22 protein-coding genes are annotated in these 25,812 nt (G+C 71.6%); 7 read left to right on the forward strand and 15 right to left on the reverse strand.

Translation table 11 applies throughout. The features are described from left to right. Positions 1–158: 158 nt before the first annotated feature. Positions 159–1,697 carry a polyprenol phosphomannose-dependent alpha 1,6 mannosyltransferase MptB gene (mptB, locus tag ABTZ59_RS31495; protein WP_351421026.1) on the forward strand — a complete coding sequence of 513 codons (1,539 nt, stop codon included), beginning with the start codon at positions 159–161 and terminating at the stop codon, positions 1,695–1,697. Positions 1,698–1,728: 31 nt separating this feature from the next. Here the strand turns inward: mptB and ABTZ59_RS31500 are convergent, their stop codons facing one another. Next, the gene (locus ABTZ59_RS31500) at positions 1,729–3,012 is read right to left on the reverse strand and encodes a geranylgeranyl reductase family protein (RefSeq protein WP_351421030.1); all 1,284 of its coding nucleotides are present in this window, start codon (positions 3,010–3,012) and stop codon (positions 1,729–1,731) included. Positions 3,013–3,271: 259 nt separating this feature from the next. Here ABTZ59_RS31500 and ABTZ59_RS31505 point away from each other — a divergent pair, with 259 nt between their 5' ends. Continuing rightward, positions 3,272–3,730 carry a VOC family protein gene (locus ABTZ59_RS31505; RefSeq protein ID WP_351421034.1) on the forward strand — a complete coding sequence of 153 codons (459 nt, stop codon included), beginning with the start codon at positions 3,272–3,274 and terminating at the stop codon, positions 3,728–3,730. Between the two features lie 84 nt (positions 3,731–3,814). Here the strand turns inward: ABTZ59_RS31505 and ABTZ59_RS31510 are convergent, their stop codons facing one another. The 10 genes from ABTZ59_RS31510 to ABTZ59_RS31555 form a co-directional block, all read right to left on the reverse strand. Then, the gene (locus tag ABTZ59_RS31510; RefSeq protein ID WP_351421038.1) at positions 3,815–4,855 is read right to left on the reverse strand and encodes a glycosyltransferase; all 1,041 of its coding nucleotides are present in this window, start codon (positions 4,853–4,855) and stop codon (positions 3,815–3,817) included. A gap of 113 nt (positions 4,856–4,968) precedes the next feature. Then, positions 4,969–5,907, reverse strand: coding sequence for a hypothetical protein (locus ABTZ59_RS31515; RefSeq protein ID WP_351421043.1), 939 nt, complete (start codon positions 5,905–5,907; stop codon positions 4,969–4,971). After that, complete coding sequence (locus ABTZ59_RS31520; RefSeq protein WP_351421047.1) at positions 5,904–8,594, reverse strand: PEP/pyruvate-binding domain-containing protein; 2,691 nt, start codon at positions 8,592–8,594, stop codon at positions 5,904–5,906. The genes ABTZ59_RS31515 and ABTZ59_RS31520 overlap by 4 nt, the downstream gene beginning before the upstream one ends. Next, positions 8,591–9,589, reverse strand: coding sequence for an NAD-dependent epimerase/dehydratase family protein (locus ABTZ59_RS31525; protein WP_351421051.1), 999 nt, complete (start codon positions 9,587–9,589; stop codon positions 8,591–8,593). Before ABTZ59_RS31525 ends, ABTZ59_RS31520 begins: the two co-directional genes overlap by 4 nt. Further along, the gene (locus ABTZ59_RS31530; protein ID WP_351421055.1) at positions 9,586–10,233 is read right to left on the reverse strand and encodes a methyltransferase family protein; all 648 of its coding nucleotides are present in this window, start codon (positions 10,231–10,233) and stop codon (positions 9,586–9,588) included. Before ABTZ59_RS31530 ends, ABTZ59_RS31525 begins: the two co-directional genes overlap by 4 nt. Continuing rightward, positions 10,230–11,159 carry an AfsA-related hotdog domain-containing protein gene (locus ABTZ59_RS31535; RefSeq protein WP_351421059.1) on the reverse strand — a complete coding sequence of 310 codons (930 nt, stop codon included), beginning with the start codon at positions 11,157–11,159 and terminating at the stop codon, positions 10,230–10,232. The genes ABTZ59_RS31530 and ABTZ59_RS31535 overlap by 4 nt, the downstream gene beginning before the upstream one ends. 112 nt (positions 11,160–11,271) lie before the next feature. Further along, positions 11,272–12,513: a cytochrome P450 family protein gene (locus ABTZ59_RS31540; protein WP_351421063.1), complete on the reverse strand. Its 1,242-nt coding sequence runs from the start codon at positions 12,511–12,513 to the stop codon at positions 11,272–11,274. 237 nt (positions 12,514–12,750) lie between these two features. Further along, positions 12,751–14,061, reverse strand: a complete 1,311-nt coding sequence (locus ABTZ59_RS31545; RefSeq protein WP_351421069.1) for a sensor histidine kinase — start codon at positions 14,059–14,061, stop codon at positions 12,751–12,753. A gap of 2 nt (positions 14,062–14,063) precedes the next feature. Continuing rightward, positions 14,064–14,825 carry a two-component system response regulator CseB gene (cseB, locus tag ABTZ59_RS31550; protein WP_351421073.1) on the reverse strand — a complete coding sequence of 254 codons (762 nt, stop codon included), beginning with the start codon at positions 14,823–14,825 and terminating at the stop codon, positions 14,064–14,066. After that, a complete protein-coding gene (locus tag ABTZ59_RS31555) occupies positions 14,822–15,256 on the reverse strand; it encodes a hypothetical protein (protein WP_351421076.1) in 435 nt (144 codons plus the stop codon). Before ABTZ59_RS31555 ends, cseB begins: the two co-directional genes overlap by 4 nt. A gap of 190 nt (positions 15,257–15,446) precedes the next feature. Between ABTZ59_RS31555 and ABTZ59_RS31560 the strand changes: the two genes are divergently transcribed. Continuing rightward, entirely contained in the window at positions 15,447–16,028 is a 582-nt protein-coding gene (locus ABTZ59_RS31560) for a superoxide dismutase family protein (RefSeq protein ID WP_351421079.1), read from the forward strand. A gap of 127 nt (positions 16,029–16,155) precedes the next feature. Here ABTZ59_RS31560 and ABTZ59_RS31565 read toward each other — a convergent pair whose 3' ends face one another. Further along, positions 16,156–17,589 (reverse strand): M20/M25/M40 family metallo-hydrolase, encoded by a 1,434-nt coding sequence (locus ABTZ59_RS31565; protein ID WP_351421083.1) that lies wholly within the window; start codon positions 17,587–17,589, stop codon positions 16,156–16,158. Positions 17,590–17,889: 300 nt separating this feature from the next. Between ABTZ59_RS31565 and ABTZ59_RS31570 the strand changes: the two genes are divergently transcribed. Beyond that, positions 17,890–19,092 (forward strand): cytochrome P450, encoded by a 1,203-nt coding sequence (locus tag ABTZ59_RS31570; protein ID WP_351421087.1) that lies wholly within the window; start codon positions 17,890–17,892, stop codon positions 19,090–19,092. Positions 19,093–19,141: 49 nt separating this feature from the next. Continuing rightward, positions 19,142–19,408 (forward strand): hypothetical protein, encoded by a 267-nt coding sequence (locus ABTZ59_RS31575; protein WP_351421091.1) that lies wholly within the window; start codon positions 19,142–19,144, stop codon positions 19,406–19,408. Between the two features lie 100 nt (positions 19,409–19,508). On the opposite strand, the gene ABTZ59_RS31580 is transcribed toward ABTZ59_RS31575, so the two are convergent. Next, positions 19,509–20,960: a cytochrome P450 family protein gene (locus ABTZ59_RS31580; RefSeq protein ID WP_503003793.1), complete on the reverse strand. Its 1,452-nt coding sequence runs from the start codon at positions 20,958–20,960 to the stop codon at positions 19,509–19,511. A 196-nt stretch (positions 20,961–21,156) separates the two neighbouring features. Next, the gene (locus tag ABTZ59_RS31585; RefSeq protein ID WP_351421095.1) at positions 21,157–22,335 is read right to left on the reverse strand and encodes a CaiB/BaiF CoA transferase family protein; all 1,179 of its coding nucleotides are present in this window, start codon (positions 22,333–22,335) and stop codon (positions 21,157–21,159) included. Positions 22,336–22,700: 365 nt separating this feature from the next. On the opposite strand from ABTZ59_RS31585, the gene nhaA reads away from it, so the two are divergent. Beyond that, positions 22,701–24,536 (forward strand): Na+/H+ antiporter NhaA, encoded by a 1,836-nt coding sequence (nhaA, locus tag ABTZ59_RS31590; RefSeq protein ID WP_351421151.1) that lies wholly within the window; start codon positions 22,701–22,703, stop codon positions 24,534–24,536. A 71-nt stretch (positions 24,537–24,607) separates the two neighbouring features. Here nhaA and ABTZ59_RS31595 read toward each other — a convergent pair whose 3' ends face one another. Continuing rightward, positions 24,608–24,892 carry an STAS domain-containing protein gene (locus ABTZ59_RS31595; protein ID WP_351421099.1) on the reverse strand — a complete coding sequence of 95 codons (285 nt, stop codon included), beginning with the start codon at positions 24,890–24,892 and terminating at the stop codon, positions 24,608–24,610. Positions 24,893–25,202: 310 nt separating this feature from the next. Here ABTZ59_RS31595 and ABTZ59_RS31600 point away from each other — a divergent pair, with 310 nt between their 5' ends. Next, on the forward strand, positions 25,203–25,670 hold the full coding sequence (locus ABTZ59_RS31600; protein WP_351421103.1) for an ATP-binding protein: 468 nt from the start codon (positions 25,203–25,205) through the stop codon (positions 25,668–25,670). Positions 25,671–25,812 lie beyond the last annotated feature (142 nt).

Consider the following 25,812-nt stretch of genomic DNA (forward strand, 5'->3'; position numbering starts at 1 on the left):
GCTCCGTGGAGAGGGAAGCGCGCGGCGCCCTGGAACGCCCGTTCGCCGAAAGCGAGTCGAGGGTGTCCAGCGGGGCGCCGCCGAGGAACTCGGGCGGTCGGTCGCGGACGGTCTCCCCGGCACACGGGCCGCGGACCGGTTCGGTAGGTTGGCTGGTCATGTGGGCATTGAACGCCGGTGGATACCGACGGCTGGGCGCGGCAGGCTCCGTCGCGGCCGCGGCCGGCGGCTGGGTCGCCGGTACGCTGCCGGCCCGTGATCCGTGGGGGCTCTGGGTGTCCCACGGGTCCGCGGTGAGCGTGGCCGGCGCCGTCCTGGCCTACGTCGGGCTGACGCTGCTGGTCGTCGCCTGGTGGCGGTACGGCAGAACCGGGGCCTCCACGCGCCATACGCTCGTCACCCTCGTCTGGTGGGCGACGCCGCTCGCGCTGACGCCGCCGCTCTACAGCGCCGACGTGTACAGCTATATCGCCCAGGGCGCGATGGTCCTCGAAGGACACGACGTCTACGGCGCGGGGCCGTCCGTCCTCGACCCCGCGGGACTCGGCGGCGACGCCGCCGCGAGCGTCGGAGGGAACTGGACCGAAGCCCCCGCGCCGTACGGTCCGTTCTTCCTGATCCTCGCGCGCGCCGTGACCTGGGCGACGGGCGGGACCATCGTCCCCGCCGTGCTGGGGATGCGCCTCATCGCCGTGGCCGCGCTGGTGCTGATCGTGTGGGCTCTGCGCCGGCTCGCGCGGGAGCGCGGAACGAGCGAGAGCGGCGCGCTGTGGCTCGGCGCGCTCAACCCGCTGCTGCTCATGCATGTGGTCGGCGGCATGCACAACGACGGGCTGATGATCGGTCTCATGCTGGCGGGCGTGGTGCTCGCCCTGCGCGGCGGATGGATCGCGGGCGGCGCGCTCGTGGGGCTCGCCATGATGGTCAAGTCCCCTGCGGGGATGGCGCTGCTGTTCATCGGCGTGCTCGTCGGCAGGGCGGCGACCGGCCCGCTCGTACGACGGGTGGCGAAGGGGCTCGCGCCCGGCCTGGTCGCGGTGGCGGTCGCTCTCGTGGCGTCGCTGCTCGGCGGCACCGGCTTCGGCTGGCTCCGGACCCAGAGCGTCGCGGGCACCATTCATACCGCGCTGTCGGCCACCAGCGATCTCGGTCTCGGCCTCGGTGAACTGCTGCACCTCCTCGTGGGCACCGACCCGGACCCGGTCAAGGACGCCGTGCGGAATCTGGGGCTGGGGGTGGCGCTCGTACTGACCGCCTGCCTGGCCTGGCGGACGGTACGCGGCCGCCCGGACCAGGCTCCTGGCCCGGTCCCCGCCCGGTCATCGGACTCCGCCCGTACCCCGGGGCCGGACCCTGCCGCACACCCCGCTCCCGCGCTGGATCCGGCCCACGCCCTCGGGCTGGCTCTGCTGGCACTGGTCGCGCTCTCTCCGATGGTGCAGCCGTGGTACCTGCTCTGGGGTACGACGGTGATCGCCGCCACCGCGCCGTACGGCCGCACGGGCAGGGTGCTGACCGTGCTGTCGGCCGCGCTCGTGTACGAGACCCATCCCTCCGGGGCCACCCCCTGGTACGGATTCGTCCTGACGGGCGTCGCGTGTGTGATCGGCACACTGCTCGTCCGCCGCGAATGGAACGCGTCGGGCGAGGTCCCGGCACCCGCTCACGAGCCGGCTGTCGCCACGCACCGTACGTAGGACACCCCGGGGTCGCGGACGGCCGCCGGCCTCAGCGGCGACGTACGGCCGGTGCCGGGACGAGGCGGACGACGGTGTTGAGCAGATGGTCGATCATGTCCCGCGAGGGCGTGTCGGTGAGGTTGGCGAGCAGCCGGGCCAGCGTGTTGAGCAGCAACGGCGAGCCCATGACGTAGCGGTTCAGGATCGGTTGGAAACCCGATCGGCTGAAGACGACGTCGGCGGCGGCGTTGCCGAGACGGTAGTAGCGCCCCCAGCGACGGTTCATCTCCACGGGGTAGTTGAGGAGCGCCTGCTCACGCCTCGGCCCCTGGGGAAGGGCCAGGGCGAGCGCGGCCCTCTCGGCGGCGACCTCGCCGGATTCCATGGCCTGAGCGATGCCCTCACCGTTCCAGGGGCTGATCATCCCTCCCGAGTCACCGACCAGCAGCAGCCCGCGCGTGTACAGCGGATGACGGTTGAACCCCAGCGGTAGAGCAGCGCTTCTGACGGGGCCTTCGGCGTTCTCCGCACGCAGTCCCCACGCGTGCGGGGTACGGGCGAGCCAGTGGTCCAGCGCGGTCCGCAGATCCGCGTTCCCGTGGCGCCGGTGAGGCAGCGCGCCGAGACCGACATTGACCCGGCCGTCCCCCATGGGGAAGATCCAGCCGTAGCCGGGCAGGTAGTGATCGCTCCCCGGATAGCGCAGATCCGCCCACAGCTCCAGATACTCGTCCTGGGAGCGTTCCGGGCTGCGGTAGTAACGGCGGGCGGCTGTCGCGATCTGCCTCTTCGGATCGCGCCGCAGGCCCATGGCGAGGGCGAGCCGGGCGGAGGCGCCGTCGGCGGCGATGACGATCGGTGCGCGGTAGACCGCGCTCTCGTCGGCCCGGGCCGCGTCCGCCGGTCCCGTCGCGGTGACGCCCGTGACCCGGCCGGCGCGATCGGTCACCGGGCTCGTCACCTTCACACCCTCGCGCAGCCGGGCACCGGCGGCGACCGCGCGACGGGCCAGGATGTCGTCGAAATCGTGCCGGCTGCGCGAGAGACCGAAGTCCGGATAGCTCCCCAGGCCGGGCCAGTCGATATGGACCCGGTGCTCCCCGGCCACCCATCGCATTCCGCGTGAGCGCATCCATCCCGGAGCCTTGATGTCGACGCCCATCCGGACGAGCTGGTGCACCGCGCGAGGGGTCAGGCCGTCGCCGCACACCTTTTCCCTGGGGAAGCGGGTCTTCTCCAACAACAGGACATCGACGCCCGCCGTGGCCAGATGGTAGGCGGCGGACGAGCCCGCCGGCCCGGCCCCCACCACGATCACCTCGGCTTCGTCCATCGGGAAACCCTTCCTGGAGAACCGGTGCCGCACCGAAGAGGGCAGCGCTGCACGTCATCATCTGTCAGGAGGAGCCGATGCGGAACCTCGCCTCCGGCGCGTCCGGCGCGCGGACCAGCACCGCGCGGTCCCTACGGGACGGCCGGCGCGGATGTTCACACATGCCCGAATCCGGACGCCGAGTTGCCCGGGTACTCCGCTGCCAGCAGGGTGGAGAGGACTGCCCCGACTCCCCGCGGGCCGAAAGAGGGCGATACCCATGGCGAAGCGAGAGGATCTGCCCGCCCCTGACCAAGGGCTGGTGCTGACCCACTTCCTGACCGTTCGGGACGTTCATGTCTCCAGCCGCTTCTACGCGGACATCCTCGGCGGCGAGGTGGTGCTCGCGGAGAACCCGGGCATCGTGAAGATCGCCAACGGCTGGATCATCATGAACCCCGGTGGCGGGCCGACCCCGGACAAACCCGAGGTCGTCCTCACCGCGCCCGAGCCCGGCGACCCCGTCTCGTCGTTCCTCAATGTGCGGGTCGCCGATCTGGCCGCGTTCTACGAGCGGGCCACCGCCAAGGGCGCGCGATTCCTGACCGAACCGATCGACCGCAAGGCCGAGCTGCGCTGCTATCTGCGCGATCCCGATGGCTATCTGGTGGAGGTGGGGCAGGCGACCGGCATGCTGCACGGCGTCTTCGCCGACCCCTCGCCCGCGGACAGGACCTAAGCGTTCACGCCGCCGGTCGAGCGGACAGGACTCAGGTCCTGTCCGGCCGGGCCCAGGACAGCACCCGGGGGCGACGGCATGTGGTCAACTCGCCCTGTGCGCCGCCTCCATGGCCGCCACCTGCGACACGAAGAACGGTCGGTACTCCTCCGACCAGGCCAGGAAATGCGTCGCACGCCCCGGGCCGCCCGGCAGGGTCCGTGCCGCGGCGACCGCCTCCAGCAGCGCGTCCGTGGTCGTCTTGCGGTGGTAACGCTCCAGCAGCCACCGGCGCCCCTCGGCGCGTACCCCGTCCTCGGGCCGCCGGACGAGTTCCAGGGCACGGTCGGCCAGCAGGCCCGTACGCAGATCAGGTACGCGCCAGGCCGAGGGCGCCTCGAAGAGCTCCTCACCGCCGCCCAGCGGATATCCGGCGACAAGACAACCGCTCGCCAGCGCCTCGGCGACGGGCAGCCCGAACCCCTCCCCCTCCGGTGAGCCGAGCGCGACGAAGACCGACGTGTCCGCGAGGACGGCGGCGACCTGTTCATGGCTCAGTCCCCGGATCGGCCGCAGCTCGACACCCTCGCGGCGCGGATCATTGCGCAGCAGCCGCTCCAGCAGCAGTGACTCGGCCGGCCGGTTGCGCGGCATCCACGCGATGCTCGCCACCCGGCGCGCGGCGGGCCGGAACACCTCGCCGTCGATGGGGTTCGGGATCAGCAGGGGCGTCGGCAGATACGGGTGCGCGCGGCCGAGGATGTCGACGCTCTCCCGGGAGATCGTCCAGATGCCGGGGTCGGGGGTGAAGCCCGGATACCGGTCGACGGCGCCGCTGGTGACGAAGGTGAGGAAGTGCCCCTGGTTGAAGACGACCTTGCGGGCACCCGGCGCCGGGTCATGGCCCGGCAGGACCGAGATCTCCGGAACGACCAGCAGATCGTCGGCCGTCAGGTCGATCTCCATGCCCGAGAGGGTCGGTACGCCACTGTCGTCGAACCACGCGTACCGGAACCCCGGCGTCGGCGACCACCGGTAGGCATCCACCCCGGCCTCCGCGAGCAGCTTCACATGCGCCGACAGGATGCGCGCGCCGCCCAGCGGGATGGGGTACTCGAAGTCGGCGTAGATCACACGTCCGTTCATGACTCACCACACATTTCTACGGAGGGAAACAGACGGAGGGAAACCGAAGGGGTGGACGAGGGAGAAGGTGCGAAAGCGGCTCCGGGGAGCGACGCCTACAGGCGCGCCCCGCCTCAGCCGAACCAGGCCGGCGCCGAGCCCATCAGCGCCGGCTGCACCGCGCCCGCCGCGAGAAAGGCCAGATAGGCCGCGAACGCCGGGCCCCCGGCGCTACGCCGCGCCTCGCCGTGCGCACGGAAGCCGAGGACGGTGCGGAGCACGAGCGCGAGCGGCACCGCCAGCACCGCCAGCGCGGCGGGCCGCACCTCCGCGGCGTCCGGCCCCAGGGCCACCGACACGCGCAGCGCACAGGCGGCGAGCATCAGCGCCACGGCCACGCCCAGGCTCCACGCGGCCCCGGGTGCCGTCGAGTACAGCTTCTCGCCGGGCAGCGCGAACCGCGCACGCACCGTCTTGCGCGCGATCTCCCAGTGGAGATAGGCCAGTACGAAGGAGAGCGCGACGAGCGCCGTCGGCAGGGCGGGCGTCCCGGCGTCGCCGGACCGGGGCAGCAGCGCCACGTAGCAGACCAGTCCGGTCTTGAGCTGGATGGTGATGACGATGTTTCCCCAGACGCTCTCGCGGAAGCGCTCGCAGACCCGTTCCAGCAGAAGCAGGAACAGGCTGTACGCCATGATCAGCACCGCGCCCACGACCGCCGCCGCGCCCACGACCGCGCTCAGCGCCACCGCGGCCACCGCCGACCCCGCCAGATAGACCCGTACGGCCGCGATCTCCGTCTCGCCGGTCACGAGCGGGCGGTCCGGGCTGAACTCCCGGTCGTAGTCCAGATCCTTGATCTCGTCGACCGCCCGCATGAAGAAGAGGATCACGAACACGGCCAGCGCGCCGCACACCTGCGCGGCCACGCCCGGCCCCACCGCCGCGCCCGGCGGACGCAGCGGGGCGAGCGCCCCCAGGATGCCGGCGGGCCACAGCACCACGTACGCCAGATAGCGGGGGGCCGGGAAGCGTCCGGTGAGGAACCGCCAGAACGCGCGCGCCGGATTCACCGCGGGGCCTCGTCCAGGATCACGATGCCCCCGGTGCCCCCGTCGACCTCGATCAGGCTTCCGTCGGGGATCCGCCGCGTCGCGTCCGGCACACCCACGATCGTCGGAATGCCGAACTTCCTGCCCGTGATGGCGGTGTGCGACAGCAGGCTGCCGCGTTCGACGACGATCCCCTTCGAGGCGAGCATGAGATAGAGCCAGCCGGGGTCCGTCTCGCGGGTGATGAGGATGCTGTCGGCGGGGAAGTCCCCGTCCAGACCGGGGTTCGACAGGACCCGCGCGTAGCCGCGGACCTTTCCCGGGCACGAGCCGAGCCCGCGCAGCGCGGGACCCCGCTCCGCGTCGGCGGGCGACACCTCCAACTCCCGCGGTACGGACAGGGCCACCACATCGCCGGTGGCGAACTCCCGCGACGGCCGCAGCGCGCGGGACTTCTCCAGATCGCGCCGTCTGATCGCGACCAGCCCCGCCAGATCACGGGTGGAGCCGGTCCCGTCCACGAAACCGAAGAGTTCGTCGAGGTCGAGGAAGAAGACGTCCTCGGGGTCGCCGAGCACCTCGCGGCGGTGCAGCTCCACGCCCAGGGCGCGGATCACCTGCTTGCTGTAGCCGAACAGCTCGCTGCGCATGTACCGGCCCACCTCCCGGTAGTACAGGGTGGTGCGCAGCCGGTCGAACAGACCCAGCAGGACGGCGCGCCGCAGCCTGGCACGCGGTAGTTTGCCGCGCAGCAACTCCTCGCCGGCCAGCCGCGTGGTCCGTTCGACCTCCTCCATGTCCGCGACGGTCAGATCGCTCGCGGCGTACTGCTGGACGAGCCGGATCAGCTCCCACGGGGTGTCGCGGAGGTTGGACTTCTCCAGCTTCAGTTCCGCGATGCCGCGGTCGCCGTACCGCTCGATGTGCCGGCGCACCTCCGCGGTGAAGTCCGGGGGGAGCTTTCCGGCCTCCAGGCGGTCCCAGATCGGCCCCGGCCGTCCGCCGAGGAACAGGTCGTGGAGTCCGGCGTCGGCGCGTACCAACTCGGCGAGTCGCACCGCGCTCAGCGCGATCTCCGCCCCCTTGAGCTGCCGGCCGCCGCATAGCAGCTGGCTGAAGAGGGTCTCCTGCTCATCGATGCCCCAGCGGTCCATGGCCAGCTCGACCGCTTTGTGGAACACCACCATGAACTGGTAGTTGACCAGCGTGATGCCCCACAGCCGACCGGCGGTGCGCCAGGTGTGCCGGTAGTCGGCGACGAGTTTCAGCGGGTGCTCGCTCGCGGTCGTACCGGTCCGCACCTCCCGCAGCAGCGCGCTCCACCGCTCCTGGAAGTCCTTGAAGTCGCGCGGCAGGGTGCGGTAGCCGCGTGCCACCCGGCCCCAGCCGGTGACCAGCCGGACCGCCCGGCGCCCGCGCGCCCCGAGGCCCGTGGGCCTCTCGGACTCGTGGTGGTAGAAGGTGTCGAGCTCGGCGACGAGACGTTCCCAGTCGCGCCGGACGCCCTCGAACATCGGCACGGCGGACAGCATCGTGATGAAGGAATTGATGTTGTGGTAGATGCGGTTGTCGAGAAAGCCGAGCAGCCGGGTCATCGTCTCGTGCAGATCGTGCAGCTCGCTCTCGGGGACCCCGCTGCGGCGCAGATAGTCGTAGTTGAGCAGCCAGTAGAAGCGCCGGGCCACCGAGTACGTCATCGGGGTCGTCGTATCCGGGAAGCTCTCGGACACATTCGCGCTGCTCCAGACGCGGTGCCGGTCGGCCTCGATGGTGACGGGCCGGGACTGCACCACATGCACGAGTCCGTCCGCGGTGATCGTCGCCTCGATGTCCTGCGGCTCACCGAAGACCTTCTCGATGTCGCGGCCGAGCGCGGCCAGCGACCTCGCCTCCTCGTCACTCAGGACGGGGACATCGACGCGCTCGCTCGACACGGCGCTCTCGACGGTGCCGTGGCCCCGCTCGGCGTCGAGCGTGAGCATCGTCGTCTTACGGGCCACGACGCTCTCGACACTCCCGGTGCGCGAGTGCACGAAGTAGTGGTCGACCGGGGCCTTCTCCTGGACGACGCCCTCGCCGATGCCCCAGCTCGCGCTGATGACCGTGTCGCGCGCGTAGCTGGTGGGATCACAGGTGAACAGGACGAGGGAGCGCTCCCCGAAGACCATCCGCTGGACGCCGACCGCGACCGAGAGCCCGGAGAACGGCAGGTGCTGACGGTGCCGGTAGAGCAGGCCTTCCGGACTGAACGCCGACGCCCAGCACATGAGTACGGCCTCCCCGACCCCGGACGGCGGGACATGGAGAAAGCTGTCACTCATGCCCGCGAACGGGTTCCGCGCCGAGTCCTCGCCCTGGCCCCCGGCGCCGATGACGGAGGCGCGCACCGCCAGCAGCGGACCCTCGGGGAAGTCGGCGGCCAGCCGCTCGTCGAGGGCCCGCTCCACCTCGGGACCCAGTCCCGCCCCGGCGATGACCTCGCGGATCCGGGCGCTGGTGGCACACACCCGCTCCCAGTCGTCCAGGTCGGTGTCCCGCACCAGCGCGTCGATGGTGTCCGCGACCGGTGCCACCGCACGGTGGAAGGCCGCACCGGTGAGGCAGAACAGCTCGGGGACCCGGACGCCCTGGTCATGGAGGGTCTTCAGCCGGGCGAACTTCCAGCCGACGGTGTCGTGCGACATGGCGTCGCCAAGTGTCTCGATCATGAGGTTTCCTGTTCGGGTTCGTACGCCCGGTAGGAGCGCACCACCGTTTCCGGTGATTTCGCGGTGAGGGCGGTTCCGATCTCGCCCTCCAGGAGGCCGACATCGGCCCAGTGCGAGCGGGTGACCAGGTCCAGCCGTTCGCCGAGCCGGGACGCCCCGTGCCCCGGCAGGACGGAACACAGGGCACGCGCCGGAGCGGCGGGCAGCCAGCGGAGCGGAGCGGGGCCGGGTGGCGGCGCCAGCAGGTCGAACAGGTCCTGGAGGGCCACGGGCCTGCGGTAGCCGATGTTCACCGCCGTACGTACGGGTGTGCTGCGCGCGGCACGTTCCATCACCCGGCGGGCGAGTTGGGCGATCACCGAGCCGTAGTCCTCGACATCGATCACGCTGAAGTGGGTCCGGTCCGCGCGCACCCGCAGCGGCAGCTTCCTGAGCCTGCTGATGCCGGGCAGGAACGCGAGGTCGTCCCGGCCGGTGATGAACCGGGGCCGCAGCAGATACGCCGTTCCCCCGTCGCGCCGCATACTCTCGGCGACCGCGCGCTCGGCGCCCAGCCGGGCGCGGCCCAGCGCGGTGGACGGCCGGACGGGCGCCGTCTCGGCCACTCTGATCTGCGCGCCCCTGCCGTAGACGGACATGGAGCTGCCGAGCAGCACGCCCTTCAGCGAGTCGGGGGCCGCGCCCAATAGTGCGCGGGTGCCCGCCACATTCACGGCGTGCAGCACCTCCCGGTCGCGGCTCCGGTTCTCGTTGGCGAGATGGACCAGGACGTCGGTGCCCGGCGGCGGGAATCCGACGGGCAGCCGCCGGGGGATGTCGCCCTGCACGTAGGTGACGAACGGGAGCGGGTGCCGTGGCGGCCGGCGCACCAGCGCGGTGACCGGCCAGGGCGACGACATCCCCGACAGGTGCCGCAGAAAGGCGCCGCCCACATATCCGGTGGCCCCGGTCAGCGCGATCCTCGGCAGCCGGTCCGCGCCCCTCACCCCCGTCACCACAGGAACGGCACCAGCCGTTTGCGGCCCGCCATGAAGTCGCGATAGCCGACGACGGTCGACATCACCTTCTCCTCGACGGAGATCCTGCGTACGACCGCGGGGACGAACAGCAGCAGCAACAGCGCGACGCTGAACGGATTGAGGAAGTACCCCACCAGTCCGACATGGGCCAGGAGCATCCCCGCGTACGCCGGGTGCCTGAGCAGGCGGTACGGGCCCGAGGTGGCGACCCGGTGGTCGGCGTCCTTCCGTACGCGGTGCGAGTAGAACGCGCCGAGCGTACGGATCGAGACGAGCCGCAGCGCGATCCCGGCCAGCAGGAGCAGCAGCGGGCCGGTCGCCGACAGCGGCGTCCCGTCCGGCAGCGGACCGTAGAGAGCGGCCAGGACCGTCGCGAATCGCGACAGACCGTAGAGGATCTCCGTACCGTGGTCGTCCTCGGTGTCCCCCATCCGTGCCGTACGGAAGGTGATCCGCGCCTCCAGCAGGACCCAGCAGAGATAGACGCCGATCATCACCGCGGGCAGCGGGAAGGCGGGGCTCGCGCTGTCCGCCGCGGCCCGGACGAGAGCGCCGGCGCCGGCCAGGAATCCGGTGACGAAGAAGAGGGCGGGGAACTTCTCGGTGATCCACCGCCTCATCGCGCGGCCTCCCCTTTGCACGTCGGGCCGTTGCGCGTCGGGCCGGTGCGTGCCGGGGCGTTGCGGGACGCGCCGTTCTGGGACGGGCTGTTGCGCGCCTCGCGCATCCGCCGGTAGGCGGCCGGCGGGACGGCGCGCGCCTCCAGGCGCAGATGGCCGACCTGTGCCCCGCGCACCAGGACGTCGATGTCGATCCCGCCCCGGGCGCGGCCCTTCAACGGGCTGATACGGCAGACCAGTTCGGGAGCGGCGGGCCAGGTGCGGGTGTCGGAGAGGGTCAGCCGGATCGCCATCAGGATGTACTGCCAGTCCGTGGGTATGTCCCACGCGGTGTGCGAGGTGGCGGTGGCGGTCTGCCGGATCGCCTCCACCAGCACGGTCGCGGGATGCACATCCGGCCAGCGGTGGGCGGGCGGCCCGAGCATCACGGTGGTGTAGGCGTGCTCGCCGGTCCGGGTGAGCGGCCCGATCAGCACATTGTCCTCGGACCGCTTGTGGACCAGCTCCGCCGGGGCGCGCGCGGGGCGGCCCTCCCGCCGGGGATCCTCCGCGAAGAGTTCGCGCCGTGGAGCAGGCTCCAGCCGCAGCGAGCCCGAGCAGACGCTCGTGCCGTCCTGGCGTACGTCCACCGCGAGCGCGCGCCCACCGGGCACACGCTCCGCGAGATGGACGAAGGCGTCGGAACTCCGCTCGCACAGCCCGTTGAACGCCAGGTCGAGGGCCCGGACCCGAAGCGGCTTGGCGGCGCCCCGGCCGCCGCGCGCGGCCAGGTCCTCCGCCTGACGCAGGGCGGTGTCCACGACCAGCATGCCCGGTATGTGGTCGAGGGGGTGGTCGAAGAAGAAGGTGTGGCCGTCGTCCGCGCTGATCTTGCTGATCAGGCCGCGTGCCGTGTCGGGTGCCGGGTTCACCGTATGGGTACTCATGGAGTGCTCCGGGGTGCTCGGAATGCCTGGGATGCTCGGGGTGCCTGGGGCGCATAGAGCGCATGGGGTGCATGGGGCGCTCGGAACAGGGACAGGAAGAAGCGGGCGGGGCTCACGCGGTCCAGCGCACCGGCAGCCGGCGCACACCGCGGACGAGCATCCCCGGGAGGTAAACGAGGGGTTCCGAGGTGTCGAGCCGCAGGCCCGGGCAGCGCTCCAGCAGGGCCCGGACCGCGACACGGGCCTCCAGCCGGGCGAGCGGGGCGCCCAGGCAGTAGTGGATGCCATGGCCGAAGGTGAGATGTCCACGCGCGGTGCGGGTGATGTCGAAGCGATCGGCGTCCTCGAAGCGTTCGCCGTCGCGCCCGGCCGAGGCGAGCGACACGAGGACCGGATCGCCCTTCTGGAAACGGGCGCCGCGGAAGTCCATGTCCTCGGTGGCGAACCGGTACGTCGAGTTCTCCACCGGACTGTCGTATCGCAGCGTCTCCTCGACCGCGTTGCCGGCGAGGGAGTGGTCGGCACGCAACAGCGCGAGCTGGTCGGGATGGCGCAACAGCGCCAGCACGGTGTTCGAGATGAGCCCGACGGTGGTCTCGTGCCCGGCCGCGAGAAGCAGGAAGGCCATGCCGACGAGTTCGTCCGGGCTGAGCCTGTCCCCTTCCTCGTCGGTCGTACGCAGGAGGGCGCTCAGCAGATCGTCGCCCGGTTCGGCGCGCTTGTGCCCGATGAGGCCGGTGAGATAGGCGGTGACCGCCTGAACGGCCTCGACGGTCGCCTCAGGAGAGGTGGAGGCCACGATTTCGTTGGACCACCCTTTGAACGAGCGCCGGTCCAGGTCCGGTACGCCGAGCAGCTCGCAGATCACCGACATGGAGAGCGGGAAGGAGAGGGCGGCGACAAGATCGGCCCGCCCGTCCGGGGCCGCGGTCATCGAGTCGAGGAGATCCGCGGTCAGTTCATGGACCCGGGGGGCCAGTGCCTCGATCCGTCGCGAGGTGAACTCACGGGTCACCAGGGCGCGCAGACGTGTGTGCGTGGGCGGATCGCTCTCGATCATGTTCTCGTTGATCGGCAGGGCGTCGGCCGGCCAGACCCCCGAGGAACGCCAGTCCTTGCTGAAGCGCGCGTCGGCGAGGAGGAGGCGGCCCTCCTCATGGCGGACTACCAGCCACCACTCCCGCTCCTGGCCGGGCAGCCGGATCCGGTGCACCGGTCCTTTCGCGCGCAACTCCTCGTACACGGGATAGGGGTTCTCGACGAATCGCGCGCCGTACGCGGCGAGGTCGACCACGGTCTCGTCGACCACGGTCTTGTCGACGGCGTTTTCCTCTCGCGTGGTGTTCGCGTCCATTGCGGCGGTCCTTCCCTGGAACGTCGTCAGTTCAGGTGCGCTCCACCGCCCATGGCCCATGACCATGGCTCATGAGGGACCCTCCGCCGGTTGACGCCGACGCCCGGTCCTGGCCTGTGGAGTGGGTTCATCCTGGGCCGCGAATGTGTCCGCCCCGGGCCGGGCGGGAGGTCGGGACGCGTTCGGCTGTGCGGCCACAGCACGTCGGCCGTTCGTCCGTACGGTGTCGACGGAGTGTCAGTCCGGTATCCTCGCCGCCGCCGGACCGCGCGGCAGCCGTACGACGACCACGGCGCCCCCGCCGTCGGGGGCGTTGCCGAATGTCAGCGTGGCGCCGACGACCTGCGCCTGTCCGAGTGCGATGGTCAGCCCGAGACCGTGTCCCGTACCGCGTTCACGCGCGCCCGTACGGAACCGCTGGGGACCGTCGTCGAGCAGCCCGGCCGGGAAGCCGGGGCCGTTGTCGCGCACGGAGACCGTCGGTACGCCGGTGTCGGCGTCCACGCCCACCATGACCGTCACCGGCGGCCGGCCGTGCCGGTGCGCGTTGACGACGAGGTTGGCGACGATACGCTCCAGCCTGCGCGGATCGGTCCAGGCCCGTACGTCCGCCGGGCCCGCCGCCCCACGGACCAGCACCGCGGCCGGGACAGCGACCCGCTCCACCGTCTCTTCGAGCAGTTCCACCAGGGCGCAGTGCTGCGGGTCCGCCCGCTCCACGCCCGCGTCGAGCCGGGAGATCTCCAGCAGATCCTCCACCAGCGCGCACAGCGTGCGTACCCGGTCCCGTACGTAACGCTCCGCCTCACCGTCCGGCAGGAGTTCGGCGGCGGTGACCAGACCCATCAGTGGTGTGCGCAGCTCATGGGCGACATCGGCGGTGAAGCGCTGCTCGCCGCGCAGCCGCGCCTGGAGCGAGGCCGCCATCGAGTCGACCGCGCCGGAGATCTCGGCTATCTCGTCGAAGGGGCGGGGCCGCGCCGATATCCGGGCGTCCAGATCACCGGCCGCTATCCGCCGCGCGATGCCCGCGGCCGTGCGCAGTCTGCGGCTCATCCCACGGGCCACCAGACAGACGGGCGGCAGTACGACCACCGTCGTCAGCAGGCCCGCCCGCAGAATGCTCTTGTTGAACGCCTCCAGATCGCCCAGCGTGGTGCTCAACGCGAGCCGCACCGAAAGGATCCGCGGGCCGGCGGGGCGCGCCGCCCACATCGCGGGACCGTCGGGACCCTCCGCGTACTGCGTACCGTGCCGACCCTGACCCACCAGCGACCGCAGCTCGCCGGGCACCTCGGCCGCGTCCAGCTCGGCGCCCGTACCGCTGACCAGTCCCGTACGCGAGTAGGACACCGAGGCCCGCTCCAGTGTGAGCATGGCGACCGAGCGCGACTGCTCCAACTCGAAGGCGCGCGACGCCCGGTGGACCAGCACCATCAGGACGACAACGGCCAGACAGGTCGCCGCGGCCACCAGCCCCGCGATGCGCCACTGCAAGGAACGCGGCGGGAATCCGGCGGCCGGCGGGTTCGGCCGGGGTTCGGCCATGGTCAGCGTCGCAGCTTGTATCCGAAGCCGCGTACGGTCTCTATCCGCTCGGCGTCGATCTTGGCGCGCAGCCGCTTCACATGCAGATCGACCACCCGGGCGTCACCGTCCCAGGCGTGGTCCCACACCTTCCTCAGCAGCGTCCGGCGCTCCAGTACGACGCCGGGCGACGCGGCGAAGACCAGCAGCAGCCGCAGCTCCGTAGGGGTCAGTGCCACCAGCTCGCCCGCGCGCCGTACCTCCATGCCGTGGGTGTCGATGGTCAGGTCGCCGAAGGCGAGGACGCCGCCGCCGTCCGGCGCCCCGGCACGCGCCGTCCCGCCGTCCTCACGCACCTCACGCGTGGGCTCCTCGCGCGCGGACGCGAAGGAGGCACGGCGCAGCAGCGACCGGATGCGCGCGACGAGCACCGCGGTCTCGCACGGCTTGACCACATAGTCGTCGGCGCCCGCCTCCAGACCGGAGATCATGTCCAGGTCGTCGCCGCGCGCCGTCACCATGAGGATCGGCGCGAGGCTGAACTCCCTTATCCTCCGGCACAGTCCGATGCCGTCGAGCTCCGGCAGCATGACGTCGAGCAGCAGCAGATCCGGTTGCGCGCTCCGGAAGAGTTCAAGGCCGGTGAGGCCGTCGGCCGCCGTGGAGACGGTGAAGCCATAGCGCTGGAGCGCGATCCGGACGGTGTCGCGGATCACCGCGTCGTCCTCCACGAACAGGATGTGCGGTTCGGCGGGCTCGTCGAGAAAGGCACGCGCGGTGGTCATGGCAGGGTCCTCGCTGTTCCGGCACGGGACGGGAGGCCGTCGATGAACGTACGGGGGAGAGCGGGCAGAGCGATACGGCCGAAGGCGGCGGCCGGCGGGCCCCCGGGGGCGTCATGCCGGGAGAGGATGACACCGGCGGGTGGCGAGCACGGCGCGGGCGCGACCGGCGCCGGATCACCCGACGCGGTCTCGTCCGGCCCCCGCGGAGCCGGCTCCGCCGGTGGCGGCAGGTCCGCCGCCGCGCCCGCGTCCCGTACCCCCGTGTCGGACGCGTATCCGGTCAGGGCCACGCCCAGCACGATCGCCGCGGCGGCCATGATTCCGACGGCCCGGCCCCGCTCCGTCCCATGCCGCGGCGGCCGACGACGGCCGCCTCCATGGCGACGCCGCGCCGCGCCCAGACGCAGGAGTACGAAGGATGGGGAGCGCATTGAGCGGAGCCTAGCGGTAGGCCCCATACCGGGGCCCTGCGCGCGAATAGCACGATTCGGATTAGGGGAAGACATAGACATTCGCCCCGTGCCGGCCGCCGGCCGGCCTCAATTCGTTCGGATTTCCGCACATCCTCCCCCCGCTCTTCTCCGTTGACAGGGTGATCAGACCCGTCGAAGGAGGCCGCTCGTGAAGTTCCGTTCCAAGGCTTCGGCTTCAGCCGTTCTCGCCGTCACCGCGTTGCTCGCGATGCCGCCCACGGTGGCGTCGGCGGGAGACGGCTCCGCCACGGTGACGGCGGAAGGACGATTCCTGCCGCCGTCCCCGTACTTCCCGCCGGACGCGGTGACATACGACCGGACGAAGGTGCCCCCGGGCGCGCACGCCACCGTGGTCGAGCGCATTGGCGCCGGCACCACCGGGGTCGAACTCGCCGTGCACGGGCTGCTCCCGAACCGCGTGTACGGGGCGCATGTGCACACCAAGCCCTGTGGCCGCGCCCCGGAGGACGCGGGACCGCACTACCAGCACATCAAGGACCCGCACCAGCCCTCCACCGACCCCGCCTACGCGAACGCCGCCAACGAGGTCTGGCTGGACATCACCACGAATGTCCTGGGGCAGGCCGTCGCCGAGTCCACGCAGGACTGGCGCTTCCGGCGGGGTGAGGCGCGTTCCGTGGTGATCCATGACCACGGGACGATGACGGGTCCGGGCGAGGCGGGGACCGCGGGCGCCCGGCTCGCCTGCCTCACCGTGCCCTTCGTCTGAGGCGCGGCGGGGGCGGCGTGATGCCGGGCCCGCGGCACTGACGTACGCGGGATATCCGAGGCCCCGGGGCCGGGGGAGCGTGGCCCCGGGGCCTAGGCCCGTGGTCGTTCTACGTAGGGGGAGTCCGTCAGCGCTGGGGTACGGGGAAGGCCACCGGGCTCCGGTAACCGGCCCGGTTCACGGCGCGGACGCCGAAGAAGACATTGTCCTTGGACAGGTCCACGGTGTGGCTCGTACCGCTACCGGCCCTGATCACATGGGTCCACTCCGGGTCGGTGGTCTCGCGCCACACCACCTCGTACCCGGTCAGATCGGGCGCGGTACCGGCCTCCCACACCAGCTCGGTGGAGTTGGTCAGCGAGCTGGTGACGATCTTCACCCCGCTCGGCGCGGCCGGGGCCTGGGCGAGCGTCCACAGCACCGCGGCGTTGACGCGCGCCACGCGGGCGATATAACCGAAGTCGCAGAACTCGGGCAGGTCGCCGTACTGCGTGCCGTCCTCGACCCGGACGTCCTGGTGCTGATGCGCGAAGTCCTCGGCCGGCTCGGTGAACCGGGCAGCGCTGTAGCCGCGTTCGAGGAAGGGGATGTGGTCACCGCCGCGCAGGTAGCGGTCCCGGCGGTAGACCACCCGGACGTCCATGCCCGTGGCGTCGTTGCTCGCGACGTCCCGGACGAAGCGCGCGAGCTGGCGCGTCGCCGAGTCGTTCTCACCGCCGACCGAGCGGCGGGTGGCGGCCTCCTGCGGGGTCTCGGAGCTGGGCACACCTTCGGCGAAGAGCCGCACGGTGTACGGGTCCCGGCTGCCGTCGTCGGCCCGGGAACTGCCGACGATGTCATTGGTGAACATGGCCCGGACGTCGGTGCCCGCCGTCTTGAGCCAGTCCGCCAGATGCGTGGCCCCGTACAGCCCCTGCTCCTCACCGGCCACGGCGGCGAACACGATGGTCGCGGCGGGCCGCCGTTTCGCCATCACCCGGGCCAGCTCCATCGCCACCGCGACCCCGGAGGCGTCGTCATCGGCGCCCGGCGCGTCGCTCACCGCGTCCATGACGTCGGAGGCACGCGAGTCGTAGTGGCCGGAGACGACATGGACACGATCGGGGTCGACCGAACCTCGCAGCGTCGCGAGGACGTTGGTGATCCGGGTCTCGACCGGGATCCGTGAGGCGGGTTCCTGCATATACGACTGGAGCTCCACGGTCATCCGGCCGCCGGAAGCCTCCGCGTACCGCTTCAGCTCGGCGTGGATCCAGTCCCGGGCGGCGCCGATCCCGCGCTCGGGATCGTCCTGGGAGGACAGTGTGTGCCGTGTCCCGAAGGCGGCGAGCCGGCGTACGGTCGCCTCGATCCGGTCACGGTCGATCTCCTTGAGCAGTTCCCGCAACTCCCGGCTGGGGGCCTGCGCGGTGGCGGGACGGTCCCTGGATCCCCGCTCGGCGGACGCGCTCGCGGGGACCGCGGACGCCGTCGACGCCAGTGCGGGAACTCCCACCACGGCGGTCGCGACGGTGGCGGACAGGGCGGTTCTTCGAGGTATTCCGGTGGGGTGCTGCGACATGGCGAGTCCCTTCCACGGCTCCATGAATGATCCGGCGCTCCATGGTCATGGACGGGCCCACGGGGCACAAGGACGGCGAACCGCGAACGGGCCGCAGGGCACGGGGGTTGGCGTCCCAGGAGCGCGCTCCGCTCCGTGACATCAAGGCCATCCGGCCGAAGTTCACCGGTGCCGGCCTCGTCGCCCCGGCCCCGTGACCCCGGCCCCGTGACCCCGGTCCCAGGGCCCGGCCCCATGGCCCCCGCCCGTCGCCGCGGGACCGTACTGGTCTTCGTCCCCGCCGCCGGATACCTTCCTGGAATGCCTGACTTCGACCCCCGGTCGAGCGCGTTCCTCGCCGACCCCTACCCCGCTTACGCCGAGCTGCGCGCCCGCGGTCGGGTGCACTACTACGAGCCGAGCGATCAATGGCTCGTCCCGCACCACGCGGATGTGTCGGCGCTGCTCCGGGACCGGCGGCTCGGCCGTTCCTACGGGCACCGGTTCAGCCACCAGGAGTTCGGGAAGACCCCGCCGCCGCCCGGCCGTGAACCGTTCCACGAGCTGAACGACCACGGCATGCTGGAGCTGGAGCCACCGGACCACACCCGGATCCGGCGCCTGGTGTCGAAGGCGTTCACCCCGCGTACGGTCGACCGGCTCAAGCCGTATGTGCGGCGGCTCGCCGGAGAGTTGGTGGAGCGGCTCGTGGAGCGCGGCGGGGGCGACCTGCTGGAGTCCGTCGCGGAACCGCTGCCGGTCGCCGTCATCGCCGAGATGCTGGGCGTCCCGGAGCGGGACCGGCCGCTGCTGCGGCCGTGGTCGGCGGCGATCGTCGGCATGTACGAGCTGAACCCGTCGGAGGAGACCGCCCGCCGCGCGGTCGTCGCGTCCCAGGAGTTCTCCGCGTATCTGCGCGACCTCATCTCCGTACGGCGCGAGAAGCCGGGAGAGGACCTGGTCTCCGGGCTCATCGCGGCCCATGACCACGGCGAGAAGCTGACCGAGGCCGAGATGGTCGCCACCTGCGCGCTGCTGCTGAACGCCGGGCACGAGGCGACGGTCAACGCCACCGTCAACGGGTGGTACGCGCTGTTCCGGCACCCCGGACAGCTCGCCGCGCTGCGCGCGGACAGGGCCCTGTTGCCCACCGCCGTGGAGGAGCTGATGCGCTACGACACACCGCTCCAGCTTTTCGAGCGCTGGGTGCTCGATCCGGTCGAGATCGGCGGAACCACCGTGCCGCGCGGGGCCGAGGTCGCCCTGCTCTTCGGCTCGGCCAACCGCGATCCGGCGGTCTTCGCCGATCCGGACGGGCTGGATCTGGCCCGTCGCGACAATCCGCACATATCGTTCAGCGCGGGTATCCACTACTGCATCGGCGCGCCACTGGCCCGTATCGAACTGGCCGCGTCCATGGCCGCGGTGCTGGAGCTGGCCCCCGGACTGCGGCCGGCCGCCGAGCCCGTACGCAAGCCGAACTTCGTGATCCGGGGACTGGAAGGGCTGCCGGTCGCGGTCTGAGGGACGGCGCGGCCATCGAGTGTCAGTGGTGGGTGGGACGCTGGCTGTCATGGACGAACTGATACGGCGGCGGGTGTACGGCGCCGACCACGACGACCCGGACCCGGGGCCCCGGCCCGGCCATGTCTACCGTGAGCTGGTCGCCGGTCCGCTGGACGGCCTGCTCCTCGATGTCACCGGCTGGACGGCCGGACAGCTGCGCGAAGGCGCCGCGCTGACCACCGAGATCGGCGCGTACGGACCCGGGGGCCACGCGCTGTACGGCCCCGGCCCCGCGGACCCGTGGCTGTGGGACTGGCGGGGCGACACCCCCTGACTCGGCCACGCACTACCCGACTCGGCCACGCACGCACCCCACTCACTCACCCACGCACCCCACTCGCTCGCTCACTCACCCACCGACCGCTCCGGCACGTCTAGAACGAGTACGGATCAACCTTCCCGGTGACCGTGCCGGCGAGAAGCCGTCGCAGCGTGGAGCCTTCGGCCGGCCGCTCCTCGCCCGCCGCCCGTTCGTCGCCCGTCGCCCGTTCGTCGGCCGCCGACCGGTCGGGGGCGGAGATCTCGTAGTCGGCCCTGAGCTCGTATCTGATGGGCAGGGAGCGCAGGCCCCGTACGAACGGTGAGGAGCGCCAGGGGAGTTGGTCCGCCGGTACGGCCAGCTCCAGCAGCGCGAAGTGCTCGAACAGACACTCAAGGGCCAGCGTGGTGATCGTGGTCGCCAGCTCACGCGCCGGGCACTGCCGCGGCCCCGCTCCCCAGGAGAGATGCGCGCGCGTGCTCGTCGCCCGGTCCGGTGACGTACCGGCCGCCGAGCGCAGGTCCGCGTTCGTGGCCGCGGTGGCGATCCATACCGGCTCGCCCGCCCGGATGACGTACCCGCCCAGCCGCTGGTCCCTGAGCGGGAACCGTGGCATGAAGTTGGCCAACGGAGGCTTCCGGAGGACGACCTGGTTGACGGTCTCGCGGATCATGCCCGCCGACAGGCTCGCGCGTGCGCGGCCATCGCCGGTGATGATCTCGACGAAGGCGTTCGCGATGAGGATGCCCGCGTGGTCGGAGATCATCCCCATGAGCATGGTGAGTTCGTGGGCCAGGTCCGAGGATGTGAGCTGGGGCTGCGCGGCCAGCATGTAGGAGGGGAAGTCCTCGCCCGGCCGGCGCCGCTTCTCCTCGGCGAGGGCGCCCATGGCGGTGTGTACGCGCTCGGAGGCCACGGCCGAGTCGGGTCCGGCGTCCAGGATCCGCCAGATGTCCATGATGGTCCGCTCGCTCTGGGATCCCGAGGCGCCCAGCAGCTCGCCCGCCACCATGAGCGGCAGCGGCCGGGAGAACCGGGCGGCCAGATCCGCCGTACCCGACCTGCCCTCCTGGGCGAGGAGCAGGACGAGTTCGTTCGCGGTTCCGCGGATGTTGCTCTTGAGCCGGCGGGTCCCCGGATGACCAGGATCCTGGAAGGGTTTCAGCGCCGCGTCCCACGCCGTCCGGTACCTGGAGTGGTCGGCCCCACCGCGCGCCATCGTGTTGCCGGCCTCCAGCGCGGGAGCGACCGGCCAGTCGGCAGGGACGCGACCCTCGTTGCGGGCGCGCCAGTGCTGGATGCCCTTGGGCCACATCGCGTCGTTCTGGAGTATGTGCAGAGCCTCCTGGTATCCCAGCACCAGCCAGACGGGTACACCCAGCAGATCCACGGGAGCCACCGCCCCGTGCCGGCTCCGTAACCGTTCGTGCACGGCCTCCGGGTGGTCCTGATACTCCCGTCCGAGCAGAGGCTCCGTCGTCAGTGACTCCAGAGTGTTGTACGGGGAGTATCCCCCGCTGCCTCGTTCCACGCCGGTCTCTTCCACTCTTCCCTCGGTGCGGCTCACCGCACCGGGGGTCGACTGGCGGCGCGGCGAACTGCGCAGCGTTCAACAAGCGAGTACACGAGTCCGGTTCAGTGTGATCACCACCGGCCGCCCAGTCGCCCTACACGGTGCTCCGGCAGGGCCTCCTTGCCAAGCCCGGCGACATCAAAGGCTTGGACAACAAAACCACCGGAGAAGGCCGTCAGGGCGGACCGGACTACCGGCCCTGGGCGCCCTGGGCGACCGCGCGCCGTGTCGCCGTCGAGTTCAGTTCGGCCAGGATGCGCTCGCGGTGTTCGTCCAGGGCCGGTACGCGACCCATCCTGGGCTCCCGGCCCGCGACGGTGACCGGTGGCAGGAGCGCGTCCAGCGGCCCCACCGGGGAGTCCACGGTGCGCCAGCGGTCCCGGGCGGCGAGCTGCGGGTGCTCGGCGAACTCCGCCACGTCCCGCAGCCGGGCATGGGCGATCCGCGCCGATTCGAGGCGCCGCTCGACCTCGGCCGCGTTCAGGGTGGCGAAACGTTCCTCGATCCGGGTCCGCAGCGCGTCACGGTTCGCCACCCGCAGGGAGTTCCTGACGAACCGCGGGTCGGCGGCGAGGCGGGGCGCGTCCAGGACCCGCGCGCAGAAGTCCTCCCACTCGCGCTCGTTCTGGACGCCGAGAAAGACCCGTACCCCGTCGGCGGTGGCGTACGGACCGTAGGGGGCGATGGCCGCGTGCTCGGCGCCCGAACGCCGCGGCTGGACGCCGCCGTAGCGCGTGAAGTAGCCCGGATACCCCATCCACTCCCCGAGCGCTTCCAGCATCGACACCTCGAAGGCCCCGCCCCGGCCGGTGCGTTCGCGTTCGTAGAGCGCCGTGAGGATGCCGCTGTACGCGTACATCGCGGCGGCGATGTCGGCGACCGGGATACCGATCTTCGCGGGTGTCTCCGCCGTGCCCGTCAGAGACATCGCCCCGGACTCGCACTGCACCAGCAGGTCGTACGCCTTGTGGTGCGTGTAGGGGCCACCGGTTCCGTAGCCGGAGATGGCGCACACGACGAGCCGGGGGTTGGCGCCGATGAGGGTCGCGGCGTCCAGGCCCAGCCGGTCGGCCGCGCCAGGGGTGAGGTTCTGTACGAACACATCGGCCCGGTCGACGAGCCGCCGGAGCACCTCGGCGTCCTCGGGCCGCTTCAGATCGAGGGCGATGGATTCCTTGCCGCGGTTGAGCCAGACGAAGTGGCTGGACATGCCCCGGACCGTCTCGTCGTAGTCACGCGCGAAGTCGCCGGTCCCCGGCCGTTCCACCTTGATGACGCGGGCGCCCAGGTCGGCGAGCTGGCGGGTGGCGAACGGGGCCGCGACCGCCTGCTCGACAGAGATCACGGTGATGCCGTCCAGTGGGAGCACGGGAGGTCCTTTCGAACGGGGCCGGACGGGGTTCCACCCGCCCGCGCCCGCCCCGGAGGCGGGGGAGGCCCTACGATCGTCCTCCTCGCGACCGTATCCCGCCCTGAACACGGCCGACCCTCCGGAGAGCGCCGCCCCCGGAGGTCCCCGTCGCCACTGGACCGCGGCGCGGCTGGACCGTGGCGCGGCTGGACCGTGGCGCGGCTGGACCGTGGCGCGGCTGGACCGCGGCCCGGCTGGACCGCGGCGCGGCTGAGCCACTGGGGCCGGGACACTGAGCCATGGCGCCCGCGCCGCAGGAGAATGGCGAGGTGACCGCTGACCCGGCGACCCCGAACCTCTCCGGCCAGACCGAGCGCGCCGACATGCGCACGCCGTTGCGCGACTTCCTGCGTACGGAGACGGGCAGCGCGGCCGTCCTGCTCGCCGCGGCCCTCGCGGCGCTCGTCTGGGCCAACGCGGGTCCTGGAACGTACGAGGAGTTCTGGCGGACCGTGCTCTCGGTCCGGATCGGCTCCGCCGGAATCTCGCTGGAGCTGCGCGAATGGGTGAACAGCGGACTCATGACGCTGTTCTTCTTCGTCGTCGGTCTGGAGGCCCGCCGCGAGTTCGACATGGGAGAACTGCGCGAACGGAAACGGGTCGCCCTCCCGATGATCGCCGGCGTCAGCGGAATGCTCGTACCGGTCGCTGTCTTCCTCGTCTTCAACGCCGGACACACCTCGGTGCACGGCTGGGGTGTCGCCATGTCCACGGACACCGCGTTCGCGCTGGGCGTGCTCGCCGTCTTCGGTACCCGGCTGCCACGCGGGCTGCGCGTCTTCATCCTGACCGTCGCCGTCGTGGACGACTTCGTGGCGCTCGGTGTGATCGCGATCGCCTACAGCGGGCACGTCCGTATGGTCCCGCTGGTCGTGGCCGTGCTGATCTTCGGGCTCGCGCTGCTGCTGCGCGCCTGGGGAGTGCGCCGGGGTGTGGCGTACGGGGTGCTGGCGGTGGCCATCTGGGTGGCGATGCTGGAGTCGGGGGTCGACCCGGTCGTCACCGGTCTGGCGATGGGGCTGGCGACCTTCGCGTACCCGGCCTCGCGCAGCGATCTGGAACGGGCGAGCGGACTGTTCCGGCTCTTCCGCGAACAGCCGACACCGGAGCTGGAACGGACGGCGCGGCGCGGGATCGCCTCGGCGCTCTCACCGAACGAACGGCTCCAGCGGATGTACCACCCCTGGACGAGCTATGTGGTCGTGCCCGTCTTCGCGCTCGCCAACGCCGGTATCACCATCAGCGGCGACCTGCTGGCACGGGCCTTCGCGTCGCCGATCACCCTCGGCATCCTGTGCGGCTATGTGCTGGGCAAGCCCGTCGGTATCCTCGGCGCCTCGCTGCTGACGACCCGGCTGAGCCACGGCCGGCTGCGCCCGTCGGTCGGCTGGGGCGCCACGGCGGCCGGCGGCACCATCGCCGGTATCGGCTTCACGGTCTCGCTGCTGATCGCCACCCTCGCCTTCGACAGCGAACAACTGGAGCAGGCCAAGATCGGCATTCTCGCCGCGGCCGTCTGCTCGTTCGCCGCCACCTGGCTCGTCACGCGCGTCATCGGAGCACTGCCCCGGCGGCGGCGGATCCGGGCCCTGCTGGGCAGCGCCGAGCAGATCGTCGATCTCGTCGAACCGGTGGACCCGGCCCGCGACCATGTGCGGGGACCGCGGGAGGCGCCGGTGACCGTGGTCGAGTACGGCGATTTCGAATGCCCGTACTGCGGGCTGGCCGAACCCGTGATCCGCGAGTTGCTCGCCGATTTCGGGGACGTCCGGTACGTCTGGCGCCATCTGCCGCTCACCGACGTCCACCCGAACGCCCAGCTCGCGGGGGAGGCCTCCGAGGCCGCGGCGGAACAGGGCGCCTTCTGGCAGATGCACGACCTCCTGCTCGCCCACCAGGGCGCGCTGCGGCCCGCCGATCTGCTCGGGTACGCCGAGGAGATCGGTCTTGACACCGACCGGTTCCACCGGCATCTGCGGTCGCACAAGGGCGCCGCGCGGGTCGCCGAGGATGTCGAGAGCGCGGATACGTACGGCGTGTCGGGCACCCCTACGTTCTTCGTCAACGGACGGCGCCATCACGGCGCGTACGACATCGACGCCCTCACCGCCGCCGTACGCGCCGCGAAAGCACGCGCCGCACTGGCCGATCCCCCGTGACCGCACCCCCGATCCCTCCTGACCCGGCCCCGCCCGCCGGGGGCGCCGCGGACACGCCCCCGGGCGTGCCGTCAGAGGCCCGCCTGGCCGGTCAGGACGAGGTCTACGTCATCGGCCTCCGCCAGACGTCTGATCATCAGCAGCGCGGCCAGCCCCGTCGGGTCTCCCGCCACGCTGGGCCCGCAGTGCAGCTCCAGCCGGCTCACCCCCCGGTGGGCGCGCAGCAACTGCCGTACGGTGTCCACCACTTCGTATGAGGTCTCGTCGTCCATCTCGCCGTCGAGCCTGATCTCGACCGTGTCGGACCGGGGGGTGGTGACGACGATGGTCAGCGGATCAGGAGAAGAAGAGGTCATAGGGGCATACCGGAGGTCCTGACGAGGTGATGCTCGGCACCGCGGCCCAGCACCGTGGTCGTACGCAACGGTCCTCCTCCCCAGCGCGCGGCGCAATCCCCTCCAGGGAGGATCCGTCCGCGAGCGAACCAGGTCTGACCTGGCCTTTGTGCACGGTACGGCGCGCCGCCGAGGCCCGCGGCCGCCGGGCGTCCCGGACGTACGTGACGCCCTTCACGAAACCGGCCGGCATACCGAGGGCGTGTATGGGCATAAGGGGATCCGGGAAGAGGGCCCCCGAACGTCCTCATCGGTGGGCGGGGCAGGAGCTATGAACGAACGGTCCATCATCGGTACCGCCCTCGCGGCCCTCTCGGATTCCGTGCGGCCCCTGCGCAAGGCCGCCGAATTCAGCGGGGCCCCCGGCTGCGCGGCCGAGGCCAGGCAACTCGCCCTGCGGTTCCTGCAACGGTTGGAGGCGGAGTGGTTCGCGGTGCTCGGCGACCGCACCGCCGGTGATCTGCTGCTGGTCGTCACCGAACTGGTCACGAACGCCGAGCGGCACAGCCATGGCCCGTATCTGCTGGAGCTGGAGGGCACGGACCGACAGGTGCTCGTGACGGTGTACGACAGCAGTTCGACCCTCCCGCACCGTTACGACCGGGACCCCGGCCGGCCGGGCGGTCACGGTCTGGAGATCGTCCACGCGCTGGCCGACCGCCTGGGCGCCGAGCGGGTCCCCGTCGGCAAACGCGTCCAGGCCGTCTTCGACCTGGAACGCCGCCGGGTCTCGTCCTGACGCGGAGGCCTGGAGGGCTGCCCCGGAGGGCTGCCCCGGAGGGAAGCTCCGGGGGGCTTGTCCTGACCACCCCCGCCGGACCCGCCCGGCCCGATCCCACCCGTTGACATCGCCGGGGGCCCATCCTACGTTTCTGCTGGAA

Source organism: Streptomyces sp. NPDC094034 (genome assembly GCF_040303865.1).
Lineage (GTDB): Bacteria > Actinomycetota > Actinomycetes > Streptomycetales > Streptomycetaceae > Streptomyces.